The sequence below is a fragment of the Frankia torreyi genome (assembly GCF_000948395.1).
Taxonomy (GTDB): Bacteria; Actinomycetota; Actinomycetes; order Frankiales; family Frankiaceae; genus Frankia; species Frankia torreyi.
This window is the reverse complement of record NZ_JYFN01000055.1, coordinates 1-13050: the sequence shown is the minus strand read 5'-3', so window position 1 is coordinate 13050 and position 13050 is coordinate 1. Positions and strand designations below refer to the sequence as shown.

8 protein-coding genes and 1 pseudogene are annotated in these 13050 nt (G+C 74.6%); 6 read left to right on the top strand and 3 right to left on the bottom strand.

All coding sequences use genetic code 11. From position 1 onward, the window contains the following. The first annotated feature begins 33 nt into the window (after positions 1–33). Positions 34–1812, top strand: coding sequence for a bifunctional 3-(3-hydroxy-phenyl)propionate/3-hydroxycinnamic acid hydroxylase (locus FF36_RS24635; RefSeq protein ID WP_242422813.1), 1779 nt, complete (start codon positions 34–36; stop codon positions 1810–1812). 168 nt (positions 1813–1980) lie between these two features. Here the strand turns inward: FF36_RS24635 and FF36_RS24630 are convergent, their stop codons facing one another. Continuing rightward, entirely contained in the window at positions 1981–2346 is a 366-nt protein-coding gene (locus tag FF36_RS24630) for an ArsR/SmtB family transcription factor (RefSeq protein ID WP_044887551.1), read from the bottom strand. A gap of 386 nt (positions 2347–2732) precedes the next feature. On the opposite strand from FF36_RS24630, the gene FF36_RS24625 reads away from it, so the two are divergent. Next, positions 2733–3131, top strand: coding sequence for a MerR family transcriptional regulator (locus FF36_RS24625; protein ID WP_082122199.1), 399 nt, complete (start codon positions 2733–2735; stop codon positions 3129–3131). Next, a complete protein-coding gene (locus FF36_RS24620; RefSeq protein ID WP_044887550.1) occupies positions 3131–4108 on the top strand; it encodes an aldo/keto reductase in 978 nt (325 codons plus the stop codon). Before FF36_RS24625 ends, FF36_RS24620 begins: the two co-directional genes overlap by 1 nt. Here FF36_RS24620 and FF36_RS24615 read toward each other — a convergent pair. Further along, positions 4098–4922: a response regulator transcription factor gene (locus tag FF36_RS24615; RefSeq protein ID WP_082122197.1), complete on the bottom strand. Its 825-nt coding sequence runs from the start codon at positions 4920–4922 to the stop codon at positions 4098–4100. The genes FF36_RS24620 and FF36_RS24615 overlap by 11 nt on opposite strands. Positions 4923–5136: 214 nt before the next feature. Next, positions 5137–8934: a cobaltochelatase subunit CobN gene (gene cobN, locus FF36_RS24610; protein ID WP_044887549.1), complete on the bottom strand. Its 3798-nt coding sequence runs from the start codon at positions 8932–8934 to the stop codon at positions 5137–5139. Positions 8935–9065: 131 nt separating this feature from the next. Here cobN and FF36_RS24605 point away from each other — a divergent pair, with 131 nt between their 5' ends. The 3 genes and pseudogenes from FF36_RS24605 to FF36_RS24595 all read left to right on the top strand — a co-directional run. Then, on the top strand, positions 9066–10478 hold the full coding sequence (locus FF36_RS24605; protein ID WP_044887548.1) for a nitrite reductase: 1413 nt from the start codon (positions 9066–9068) through the stop codon (positions 10476–10478). An 11-nt stretch (positions 10479–10489) separates the two neighbouring features. After that, positions 10490–11134, top strand: a complete 645-nt coding sequence (locus tag FF36_RS24600) for a precorrin-8X methylmutase (protein ID WP_199865489.1) — start codon at positions 10490–10492, stop codon at positions 11132–11134. Continuing rightward, positions 11131–12753 (top strand): annotated as a pseudogene (locus FF36_RS24595) (precorrin-2 C(20)-methyltransferase); the annotation flags it as partial. The gene FF36_RS24600 and the pseudogene FF36_RS24595, both read left to right, overlap by 4 nt. Between the last annotated feature and the right edge of the window lie 297 nt (positions 12754–13050).

The following is a 13050-nucleotide window of genomic DNA, read 5'->3' as shown; positions in this document are numbered from 1 at the left end:
CGGTTGGTAGAAGTCGAGGCGGAGGAGCGCGCGATGACGGATGGCGCGGTGCTGGATGTGCTGGTGGTCGGCTACGGGCCGGTCGGCGCGGTGCTGGCGGCGCTGCTCGGCCGGCGCGGCCTGTCGGTCGGCGTCGTCGAACCGCAGAAGGAACCCTTCCCGCTGCCCCGGGCCGTGGGCCTCGACGAGGAGACGCTGCGGCTGCTGGTCGGGCTGCCTGGCCTGGCCGGCTTCCTCGACCGGGTGCACGCCAGCGGCCGCAGCGCCATCCTCGGGCCGAACCGGCGCGTGCTCATCGAGCTCGGCCTCGGGGAGAGTGAGCTCGGTACCCCGGTCGCGGCGTTCTTCCACCAGCCATCGTTCGAGCGGGACCTGCGCGCCGGCATCGCCACCCTGCCCGGCGTCACCGTGCATCTCGGCCGGTCGGTGACGGCGCTGCACCAGGCCGGCGAGCCGGCGGACGCGGGCGATCCGGGTGATCCGGGCGATCCGGGCGGGACGGTCACCGCCGAGCTGGACGACGGCAGCCGGCTGCGGGCCCGCTGGGTGGTCGGCTGCGACGGCGCCTCGAGCCCGGTGCGCGGCATGCTCGGCGTCGACTACGCCGGGTCGACCTTCACCCAGCCCTGGCTGGTCGTGGATGTCGAGACGCCGACGCCGCTGGCACACCTGCCGTACTTCTCGTTCGTCTGCGACCCGCGGCGCCCGGCGGTCACCATGCCGATGCCCGGCGGCCACCGCTGGGAGTGGATGCTGCTGCCCGGGGAGGACCCGGCCCGGATGGCGCAGGCCGACGGCGTCCGCGCGCTGCTGAGCGACTGGGTGGACCCGGACACGGTGCGGGTGGTACGCACCGCCGTCTACACGTTCCACGCCCGCACGGCGGCGCGCTGGCGGGTCGGCCGGATCCTGCTCGCCGGGGACGCGGCGCACAGCATGCCGCCGTTCGCCGGCCAGGGCCTCGGCGCCGGGCTGCGCGACGCCGCCGCGCTGTCCTGGCGGCTCGCCGAGGTCATCGGCGGGCTCGCCGGCGAGGAGCTGCTCGACGAGTACGAACGCGAACGCCGCCCGCACGTCGAGGCGATGACGTCCGCGGCGCTGCGGGTCGGCCGGGTCGTGCAGACGACGAACCCGCGGCTGTCCCGACTCACCCGGTCCGTGCTGGTCACCCTCGACCACGCCCCCGGCCTGCGCCGTGCGCTGCGGGGCGGCGCGGCCCGACCGCGGCCGCGGCTGCCCCGCGGTGTCGCCGGCACCCGTCCCGCCGCCGGGCGGATCCTGCCGAACCCGCGGCTGCGCACCATGGACGGCCGCGTCATCCGCCTCGACGATCTGCTCACCGACGCCTGGACGCTGATCGGCCACGGGATCGACCCGACCGCCGGCCTGGACCCCGCCGCGCGGGACTGGGTCGACCGGCGGGCCGCCACCGCGCTCACCGTCGTCGCCCCCGGCGGTCTGCGGGCCGTCAGCGACGTCTCCTGCCCGGCGGTCGAGGACCTCGACGGCACGCTGCTGCACGCGCTGCGCACCCGCCGCCCGCTCCCGATCGCGCTCGTCCGACCCGACCGCTACCTCGCCGGCCTCGTCGCGGCGCCGCTGCGAGGTACCGACCTGCCCACCCCGCCGGCCACGCGCGGCTCTGACACTCCGTGGGCGGCTCGGCCGGCGTCCCGTTATTCGACCTCGCGAAGAATCCGTTCCAGGCTGGTCAGGCGGCCGCTCATCTCCGCGAGCTGCTTGCCGATGTCCGTCAGTTTCGCCGACGTCTGGTATTGGGCGTCGGTCGCGCCGTCAGCCAGTTCGCGGTAGTTGGATTCCTTGCTCAAAGCGACCTTCATGCGGGAGCGGGCCACCGCATACCAGGCGATGACGGCCACGAACAACAGGGAGACGATCAGCGAACCGAACGTCCACACCATTCCGTCGATCGACCACGAGTGCTCGTCCGAGGCGGCGTCCGCCAGACTCTGGATCATGTCAGTCTCCGTTCTTGCGCGACGGGGGGACGGGTCGGTCGGCCGCGCCGTCCGCATCGATGGTCAGGGTTAGGGCGGCGGCCGCCAGCATCTCGGGTGTGAGGGTGAGCGCGAACGGCACGATCTCGTAGAACTTCATGGCCTTACCGTCTTCGGATACCTCGATGTGCGGCGAGACGAGTCCGGCGGCCTCCAGCCGGCGAAGGTGGACCTGGAGAAGGGGACGGCTCATCCCCAGGTCCCGGGCGAGCTGGCTGACATAGGCACGTCCACCGACCAGCGCCGCGATCGTCCGGAGGCGATGGGGGTTGGCGAGCACCGCAAGGAGGCGACACAGCTCGTCGCCAGTGACTTCAGGCTGTCGCACAATCACCTCCACCTACCTGCAAAAAAAATTTTGCACGTGCCGCGGATGGTTGTCAAGTGCGGGTGGGGGCGGTCCCTGGCGGCCTGTGAGCATCGTGTGCGTCGTCCTGCGGTGAATCGCGGGAGTTTTGACTTGGAGTGCGCTCCAGGTCCTAGCGTGGTCCCATGGCCACGCTCGAAGCACCCGCGACGACGTCCAGCCCGACCATCCCGCCCCGCCAGGCACCTCCCCGGCAGGCACCTCCCCGCCAGACAACGTCGCCCCGGCAGACAACGTCGCGCCAGGCCTCGTCCCGACAGGCCCCGCTTCGCCAGGTCCCGCCGCGATCCGAACCGGCGGGCGTGGTCGAGCCGGGGGATCCGCCCCACGCAGCCTGCGAGGAGCCGGTGTTCGACCCGCTGGCGGGGGACAGCGGCACCGGCACCCTGACGATCGCCGAGGCCGCCGCGGCCACCGGCGTCAGCACCCACACGCTGCGCTACTACGAACGCGCCGGGTTGATGCGGGACCCGGTCGCCCGGGCCACCTCCCAGCACCGGCGCTACTCCGCCGACGACATCCGCTGGGTCACGTTCCTGACCCGGTTGCGGACGACCGGCATGCCGATCCGGGAGATGGCCCGCTACGCCCGGCTGGCCGGCGCGGGCGAGGGCAACGAGGCCGAGCGCCTGGCGCTGCTCACCGAGCACCGCCGCCGAGTGCTGGAGCGCCTCGACGAGGTCCAGCGCAACCTCGCCGCCATCGACAAGAAGATCGCTGTCTACCAGGAAAGGATCGACCGCTGATGCGCAGGGTCACGTTGGGCAGCCAGGGACTGGAGGTCTCCGTCCAGGGCCTGGGCTGCATGGGCATGTCCGAGTTCTACGGCGCCGGGGACGACGCCGAGTCCGTCGCCACGATCCACCGCGCGCTCGACCTCGGCGTCACGCTGCTGGACACCGCCGACATGTACGGTCCGCACCGCAACGAGGAGCTCGTCGGGCGGGCGATCGCCGACCGCCGCGACCAGGTCGTGCTCGCGACCAAGTTCGGTATCGTCCGCGACCCGGCCGACCCCACCGTCCGAGGGATCGACGGCCGGCCGGAGTACGTCCGCTCGGCCTGCGACGCCTCGCTGCGCCGGCTCGGCGTCGACCACATCGACCTGTACTACCAGCACCGGGTCGATCCGACGGTGCCGATCGAGGAGACCGTCGGCGCGATGGCCGAGCTCGTCGCCGCCGGGAAGGTGCGCTACCTCGGCCTGTCCGAGGCGGCGCCGGCCACCATCCGCCGAGCCCACGCCGTCACGCCGATCACCGCACTGCAGACCGAGTACTCGATCTGGTCCCGCGAGCCGGAGGCGGAGATCCTGCCGACCCTGCGCGAGCTCGGGATCGGGTTCATCTCCTACAGCCCGCTGGGACGGGGCTTCCTCACCGGCGCCTTCCGCTCGGCGGCGGACTTCGCCGCCGACGACTTCCGTCGGAACATGCCGCGGATGAACGGCGAGAACCTGGCGGCGAACCTCGCCGTGGTCACCGAGATCGACAAGCTCGCCGCCGAGAAGGGCGTGACGCCCGCGCAGCTCGCGCTGGCCTGGGTGCACCACCAGGGTGACGACGTCGTGCCGATCCCCGGCACGAAGCGGCGCCGCTACCTGGAGGACAACATCGCCGCGGCGGAGATCGCCCTCACCCCCGCCGAGGCGCAGCGGCTCGGCGCCGCCGGGTCCGTGGTGGCGGGCACCCGCTACCCCGACATGTCGGGGGTCAACGGGTAACCGAGGCCGCCGAGGCCGGGGGCGGGGCCGAAGCCAGCGGCGGAGGCGAGGCCGAGCAGACGCGGTAGCCGATGCCGCGCACGGTGAGGATGTGGGTCGGGGCGGAGGGATCCACCTCCACCTTGCGGCGCAGCCGGCGGACGTGGACGTCGAGCATCCGCGCCCCGCCGAAGTAGTCGTAGCCCCAGATCCGTTCCAGGAGCTGCTGGCGGGTGACGGCCCGGCCGCCCGCCACGGCGAGTTCGCACAGCAGCCGGAACTCGGTGCGGGTCAGGTGCTGGTCCTCGCCGCGCCGGCTGACGGTCCCCTCGGCCGGGCGGATCTGCAGGTCGCCGACGCTCAGCGCGCTCGCCGTCGCCTGCTCCGGATGGACGCGGCGCAGCAGGGCCCGCAGCCGCGCCAGCACCTCCGGGGTGACCGGGGGAGCGGTGACGTAGTCGTCGGCACCGGCCTCCAGGGCCGCGACGACGCCGGTCGGGTCCAGCCGGTCGGCGACGACGACGAGGGGGACGTCGCCGGCGGCGCGCAGCCGGCGACAGAACTCCAGCCCGTCCATCGGCGCGGCCCGACCCGGGTCGTCCGGAGCCGACCGATCATCGCCGGCCGGCCCGAACACCAGCTCGTCCAGCCACAGCACATCGGTGGCCAGCGGCAGGCAGGTCAGCACGAGATGCGCGCCGCGCGCGGCCAGCAGGGCGAGGGCCTGCTCGCCGGTCCCGGCCGTGTCGACGCCATAGCCCTCGCCGAGCAGGGCGGGCACCAGGTCGCGCCGCAGGGCGGCCTCGTCCCCCACCAGCAGAAGTGTCGTCCGCACCTTGGTTATTTTCCCGGATCCGGCCTGGTTGTCCCCTCCGAGGCCCGTCCGGACCAGGGCCCACCGACCCCGTCCGCGCCGGGAAACCAGGGCTGACAAGGCCCTCGACGGCTCCCGACATGCCATTCGGCACATCCGACCGGTGGCCGAACGGCCCCGGACGGGGGTACCGCTGGTCCGCCCGGCGCGGGCAGCCCGGCCCGGCCCGATCGGGTCAGGCCGGCCCGGCGCCCGCGGCGCCGTCCTCCAGGTCGCCTTCGGTACGAAGGTAGAGCTCCTGCAGGGCGTCGAGGGTGGCGGGCTCGGGATGCTGCCACATACCCCGGGCGGCGGCCTCCAGCAGCCGTTCGGTGATGCCGTGCAGCGCCCAGGGGTTGGACTCGGTGAAGAACTTCTGGCTGTCGGCGTCGAGGGCGTAGGTCGCGGCGAGCCGCTCGTACATCCAGTCGGCGACCACGCCGGCGGTGGCGTCGTAGCCGAACAGGTAGTCGACGGTGGCGGCCATCTCGAACGCGCCCTTGTAGCCGTGGCGGCGCATCGCCGCCAGCCAGCGGGGGTTCACCACCCGGGCGCGGAAGACCCGGGAGGTCTCCTCGGTCAGGGTCCGGGTGCGCACGGCCTCGGGCCGGGTGCTGTCGCCGATGTAGGCGGCGGGCGCCCGGCCGGTCAGGGCCCGCACCGTCGCGACCATCCCGCCGTGGTACTGGAAGTAGTCGTCGGAGTCGGCGATGTCGTGCTCGCGGGTGTCGACGTTCTTCGCCGCCACCGCGATGCGCCGGTAGGCGGCCTCCATGTCGGCACGGGCGGGGGCGCCGTCGACGCCGCGCCCGTAGGCGTAGCCGCCCCAGGTGGCGTAGACCTCGGCGAGGTCGGCGTCGTCGCGCCAGTTGCGGCTGTCGATCAGTGGCAGCAGCCCGGCGCCGTACGCCCCGGGTTTCGACCCGAAGATGCGCAGCGTCGCCCGCCGCTCGTCGCCGTGGGTCGCCAGGTCCGCGCGGGCGTGGGCGCGGACGTGGTTGTCCTCGTCGGGTTCGTCGAGACCGGCGGCCATCCGCACCGCGTCGTCGAGCATCGCGACCACATGCGGGAAGGCGTCGCGGAAGAAGCCGCTGATGCGCACGGTCACGTCGATGCGGGGGCGGGCGAGCTCCGCCAGGCCGATCGGTTCCAGCCCGCTGACCCGGCGCGACGCGTCGTCCCAGACGGGCCGGATGCCGAGCAGGGCGAGCACCTCGGCGACGTCGTCGCCGGACGTGCGCATCGCGCTGGTGCCCCAGACGGACAGCCCGACGGACTGCGGCCAGTCGCCGGTGTCGGCCCGGTAACGGTCCAGCAGCGACGTCGCCATCGCCTGGCCGGTCTCCCACGCCAACCGGCTGGGGACCGCCTTCGGGTCGACGGAGTAGAAGTTGCGGCCGGTGGGCAGCACGTTGACCAGGCCACGCAGCGGGGAGCCGCTGGGGCCGGCCGGGACGTAGCCGCCGTCGAGGGCGTGCAGGACGCTCGCGATCTCGTCGGTCGTCCGCGCGAGCCGCGGCACGATCTCGGTGGCGGCGAAACGCAGCACCGCCCCGACCGCCTCTCGCCGCGCATCCGCGGGTGGTTCCGGTTCCTCCTCGGGGCCGGCTGGTGCCGCGGGCAGGACGGCGTCGAGGGCGGCGGGGACGGCGGCGGGCTCCCAGCCGCGGTCCTCCATCGCGGTGACCAGCGCGAGCGCGGTGCGCTCGGTGGCGTCGACGTCGGCGCGGGCGGCGCTGTCGTCCTCGGCCAGGCCGAGGGCCTCGCGCAGCCCCGGCAGCGTCCGCTGGCCGCCCCACATCTGGCGGGCCCGCAGCATCGCGAGGACGAGGTTGATCCGCGCCTCGCCGGCCGGGGCGACGCCGAGCACGTGCAGGCCGTCGCGGATCTGCGCGTCCTTGACCTCGCACAGCCAGCCGTCGACATGCAGCAGGAAGTCGTCGAACTCGGCGTCGTGCGGCCGGTCGGCCAGGCCCAGGTCGTGGTCCAGCCGGGCGGCCTGGATGAGGGTCCAGATCTGGGCGCGGATCGCCGGGAGCTTCGCCGGATCCATCGCCGCGATCGAGGCGTGCTCGTCGAGGAGCTGCTCCAGGCGGGCCAGGTCGCCGTAGCTCTCCGCCCGTGCCATCGGCGGGACGAGATGGTCGACCAGGGTCGCGTGCGCCCGCCGCTTGGCCTGCGTGCCCTCGCCGGGGTCGTTGACGAGGAACGGGTAGATCAGCGGCAGGTCGCCGAGGGCCGCGTCCGTCGGGCAGGACGCGCTCATCCCCACCGTCTTGCCGGGCAGCCACTCCAGCGTCCCGTGCTTGCCGAGATGGACGACGGCGTGCGCGCCGAAGCCCCCGGCCGCCGCCGGGGCGGCGAGCCAGCGGTAGGCGGCCAGGTAGTGATGGCTGGGAGCCAGGTCCGGGTCGTGGTAGATCGCCACCGGGTTCTCCCCGAAGCCGCGCGGCGGCTGGACCAGCAGCACGACGTTGCCGGCCCGCAGCGCGGCGAGGACGATCTCGCCGTCCGGGTCGCGGGTGCGGTCGACGTACAGCTCGCCCGGCGGCGGCCCCCAGTGCCGCTCGACGCTGGCCCGCAGGTCGGCGGGCAGCGTTGCGTACCAGGCCCGGTAGGCGGCCGCGGAGATCCGCACCGGGTTGCCGGCGAGCTGCGCCGCGGTCAGCCACGCCGGGTCCTGCCCGCCCGCCGCGATGATCGCGTGGATGAGGGCGTCGCCGTCCTGCGCGGCGACCCCCGGCAGGGCGTCCGGGCCGTCGGCGGGACCGACGTCGTACCCGGCGGCGCGCATCTCGCGCAGCAGCCGCACGGTGCTCGCCGGGGTGTCGAGGCCCACGGCGTTGCCGATCCGGGAGTGCTTCGTCGGGTACGCCGACAGCATCAGCGCGACCCGCCGTCCGGCGGGCGCGACGTGCCGCAGCCGGCCGTGCGCGACCGCGATGCCGGCGACCCGGTCGGCCCGCTCGGGATCGGCGACGTAGCTGGTCAGCCCGTCGGGGTCGACCTCCTTGAAGGAGAACGGCACGGTGATCAGACGGCCGTCGAACTCGGGGATCGCGACCTGGGTGGCGGCGTCCAGCGGCGACAGCCCGTCGTCGGAGTCCGCCCACGCCGCCCGGCCGCCGGTCAGGCACAACCCCTGCAGGATCGGGATGTCCAGCGCCGCCAGCGCCCCGACGTCCCACGCTTCGTCGTCGCCGCCGGCGGCGGCCTGCGCCGGCTGGCTGCCGCCCGCGGCGAGCACCGTGACGACGAGGGCGTCGGCCCGGCCGAGCGTGGCGAGCAGGTCCGGCTCGGCGGTGCGCAGCGACGCGCAGTACACCGGCAGCGGCACGCCGCCGGCCCGCTCGACCGCGGCGCACAGCTCCTCGACGAACGCCGTGTTGCCGGCGACGTGATGCGCTCGGTAGTACAACACCCCGATCACCGGGCTGCCCTGGTCGGCGGCCGTCGGTGCCGGTTGAGCTGTCGGTGCCGGTTGAGCTGCGGCGGGCCGGTCGAGCACGCCCCAGGCCGGGGTCGTCACCGGCGGGGCGAACCCGCCGCCGGTGAGCAGCAGCGTGTCGGCGAGGAAGCGGTGCAGCTCGCCGAGGTTGGCCGGCCCGCCCTCGGCGAGGTAGGCGTGCGCCTCGGCGCAGATGCCCGCCGGCACCGTGGAGATGGCCATGAGCTCCGCGTCCGGGGCCCGCTCCCCGCCGAGGACGACCACCGGCCGCGGCCCGGCGAGCAGGGCGGCCAGGCCCTCCTCCCACATCCGCCGTCCGCCGAGGATGCGCACGACGATCACGTCCACGCCGTCGGTCAGCTCGTCGAGGTCGCTGGCGTCGCTGGCGTCGGTGACGTCGAGGCGGGCCGGGTTGCCGAGCCGGTAGCGGGCGCCGCTGGCCCGCGCGGAGAGCAGGTCGGTGTCCGACGTCGACAGCAGCAGGACGACGGCGTCGAGCTCGCTTTCGGCGGTGAACTCGGACGGCGTGCTGGGCGCAGGGGTCATGGTGCTGCCTCTCCCGGGGTTGGGCGCCTCACCATCGCAGAACGGCCGCTGGGTGTGTCAAGCGCTGTGCGGATACCGCCACGAACAACGATCAACCGACAGGTGCCGGGCGAGGCACGTATGCTCCGCCGGTGCCCACCAGCCCGCGGGAGCGCGCCCATGACGCCTGCCCCGGCGTGCTGCGGACGCATCCGGCCGCGGACGGCGCGCTCGCCCGGCTGCGGATTCCCGGCGGAGCCCTCGACAGCGGCACGGCGCGCGCGCTCGCGGCCTGCGCCCGGGATGTCGCTGACGGTTTCCTGGAACTGACCTCCCGGGGGAACGTGCAGCTTCGCGGCCTCGCCGACGGCGCCGCCGCGGTCCTCGCCGCGCGGGCCGGGGCGGTCGGGTTGTTGCCGTCGACCACCCACGAGCGGGTCCGCAACATCGTCGGCTCCCCGTTGTCCGGGCGCGCCGCCGCCGGGGTGCGGGACATCGCCTCGCTCGTCGACGCCCTCGACGCGGGGCTGTGCGCGGACCCGCAGCTCGCCGCCCTGCCCGGGCGGATGCTCTTCGCCGTCGACGACGGCAGCGGCGACCTGGCCGAACTGCCCGCCGACCTCGCCCTGCGCGCCCTGCCGGCGGGGGAGACGATGCTGATCGTCGCTGGCGGGCCGACTGTCGCTGGCGGGCCGACCGCGCTGCGGATGCCGGACCGCGCCGCCGTGCCCGCGCTGCTCGCCGCCGCCCGGGCCTTCCTCGACGTCCGCACCGCCGGGGGCGCCGCCGCGACAGCCTGGCGCGTCGCCGAGCTGCCCACCGGGCGGGATCGCCTGCTCGCCGCAGCCGCAGCCGCCGCTGGTGTCGATGTCGCCGCCGGTGTTGATGTCGGCGCCGGTGTTGATGTCGGCGGTGGACCGCCGGGCGCCCGGCCGGGTCGGCACCGCCAGCGGGACGGTCGATGGGCGTTGACCGCGCTCGTCCCGCTCGGGCGGCTGCGGGCCGACCAGCTCGACCTGCTCGCCGCGGTCGCCGAGGCTGACGGTGACGGCCAGGTGATGGTGACACCGTGGCGGTCGGTCGTGCTGCGCGACCTCGACGCTGCGGCAGTGGCGCGGGAATCGGACCGGCTGGCCGCCACGGGCCTCGTCGTCGACGCGGACTCGGGCTGGGTCGGGGTCACGAGCTGCGCCGGGCGGCCGGGATGCGCCAAGGCGCTCGCCGACGTTCGCCGCGATGCCGGCCGATCGGCGGGGGCAGGTAGCGCCCCGGGGCGGCCTCCCTCGCCGGGCGACGGACCGCGGCACCGTCGGGATCGGCTGCCCGTGCACTGGTCGGGCTGCGCTCGCCGGTGCGGCCAGCTGGCCGGCGAGGTGGTCGAGGTCGTCGCCGATGCCATCGGCTACCGGGTCCGCCGCTGTGCCGGCAGCGGGACGCTGGTGCCCTGGTCGGACGGCGCCCTCCCGGGTGAGGTGTCGGCCGTCGACTGGGACGCGCTCGTCGACGTGGTGGCGGCGCAGCGGTCGGTTGCCCGCCCGCGTCGGGATGGACGGGAGAATCGTTGATGGAGGTGGCGATGGCGGCCGGAACGCCGCGTCCCGACTACGTCCGGGACGGCGCGGAGATCTACCGTCGTTCGTTCGCGACGATCCGCGCCGAGGCCCGTCTCGACGGGCTACCCGTCGACGTCGCCCGCGTCGCCGTCCGCATGATTCATTCCTGCGGCATGGTCGACCTCGTCGACGATGTGGCCTTCAGCCCCGGCGTGGTCGCCGCGGCCCGGGCGGCCCTGCTGGCCGGCGCGCCGGTGCTGTGCGACGCCCAGATGGTCGCCGCGGGGGTGACCCGCCGCCGGCTGCCCGCCGGCAACGACGTGCTGTGCCTGCTCGGCGACCCGCGGGTGCCGGGCCTCGCCGCAGAGCTGGGCACGACCCGCAGCGCCGCGGCGGTCGACCTGTGGGGCGAGCGCCTCGCCGGCGCTGTCGTCGCGATCGGCAACGCCCCGACCGCGCTGTTCCGGCTGCTGGAACTCGTCGCGGCCGGCGCGCCACGGCCGGCGGCCGTCCTCGGCGTCCCGGTGGGCTTCATCGGCGCGGCCGAATCGAAGCAGGCGCTCGCCGATGATCCGGCGGGCCTGGAGTTCCTCGTCGTGCACGGCCGGCGCGGTGGCAGCGCGATGGCCGTCGCCGCCGTCAACGCGATCGCCAGTGAGGACGAATGAGCGACCCGCGTGAATCGGCGGAGGCCAGCTCGACGGGCCGGCTGTGGGGGGTCGGGGTCGGTCCCGGTGACCCCGAGCTGATGACGCTGCGGGCGGCGCGGCTCATCCACGACGCCGACGTGATCGCCTATCACAGCGCCCGGCACGGTCGCAGCATCGCCAGGTCGATCGCCGCCTCGCACCTGCGCGGCGACCAGATCGAGGAGGCGTTGGTCTACCCGGTCACCACGGAGACGACCAGTCATCCCGGCGGCTACCGGGGGGCGATCGACGAGTTCTACGAGGACTGCGCCAAGCGGCTGGCGGCCCACCTCGACGCCGGCCGGACCGTCGTCGTCCTCAGCGAGGGCGACCCGTTCTTCTACGGGTCGTTCATCCACCTGCACCGCCGTCTCGCCGATCGCTACCCGACCGAGGTCGTGCCCGGGGTGACGTCGTTGTCGGCGGGCTGCGCGGTGCTCGGCCGCCCGCTCGTCGAGGGCAACGAGGTCCTCACCGTCCTGCCGGGCACGCTGACGCCGCAGATCCTCGCCGAGCGCATCGCCGGCACAGACACCGCGGTCGTGCTCAAGATGGGCCGGACCTTCCCCGGCGTTCGCGACGCCTTCACCGACGCCGGCCGGCTCGCCGACACCTGGTACGTCGAGCGGGCGACGACCGCCGGTCAGCGGATCGCCCCGCTCGGCGAGGTCGACCCGGCCACCGTGCCCTACTTCTCCCTGGCCGTGCTGCCGAGCCCGGTGCGCGGCCCGGACGATCCGGCGCCGCTGCGCGCCGGCCAGGCCGACTGGGTGCTCGTCGGCGCCGCGAGCCAGCCGGCGCCGGCGCCGGCGGTCGGGGAGGCCACCGATGCGCCCCGCGCCGTCGAGGTTGGCGAGGTTGGCGAGGTCGTCGTGGTCGGCGAGGTCGTCGTGGTCGGGCTCGGCCCGGGCGCGCAGGGCTGGTTGACCCCGCAGGCCGCCGCCGCACTCGCCGCCGCCGACGACCTCATCGGCTACGGCCCCTACCTCGACCGGGTGCCCGCCGATCCGCGCCAGCGCCGACACCCGTCGGGCAACACGGTCGAGGCGGAACGCGCCGAGCTCGCTCTGGAGCTGGCCGCCGCCGGGGCGAACGTCGCGGTGGTGTCCTCCGGCGACCCCGGCGTCTTCGCGATGGCGACCGCGGTCGTCGAGGCCGCGGCGCAGCGGCGGTTCGCCCACGTCGACGTGCGGGTCGTGCCCGGGCTGACCGCCGCCCAGGCGGTGGCGAGCCGGGTCGGCGCGCCGCTCGGCCACGACTTCTGCGTGCTGTCACTGTCCGACCGGCTCAAGCCCTGGGAGATCATCGAGGGGCGGTTGCGCGCCGCCGCGGCGGCCGACCTCGTGCTCGCCATCTACAACCCGGCGTCGCGGACACGCCGCGAGCAGCTCGAACTGGCCCGCGCGGCGCTGCTGGAGCACCGCGCGCCGGACACTCCGGTGGTGATCGGTCGCGACGTCGGCGGCCCCACCGAGACCGTCACCGTGACGACTCTCGGCGATCTTGACCCGGGCGTGGTCGACATGCGCTGCCTGCTGCTCGTCGGCTCCTCGACGACGCGGATCGTCCGCCGCGGCACCGGCCGCGACCTCGTCTTCNCCCCCCGCCGCTACCCGGCACCGTGAGGTGCGGGTTGGGGAAGAAGCAGTAACGATCTTCTCGCCGGCCCGATGGGGTGTTGGTGGTCTGGGTGCGGAAGTGCCCGGGAGTCGGTTCCGCGGGGCCGCACCAAGCGATCTAGTTAGGCAGCTTGACTGTGTGGAGGCGTTGTCTCGGAGGTCGAGTGCTGGGGGCCTGGGTTGGGCCGGTTGGTGTGGATGGAGTCGTGGAGGTTCGGTGGGCCGCCGTCGGGGGTGTGGATGGCGGTGGGGTTGATGTGTCGGGATGTGTCGGGT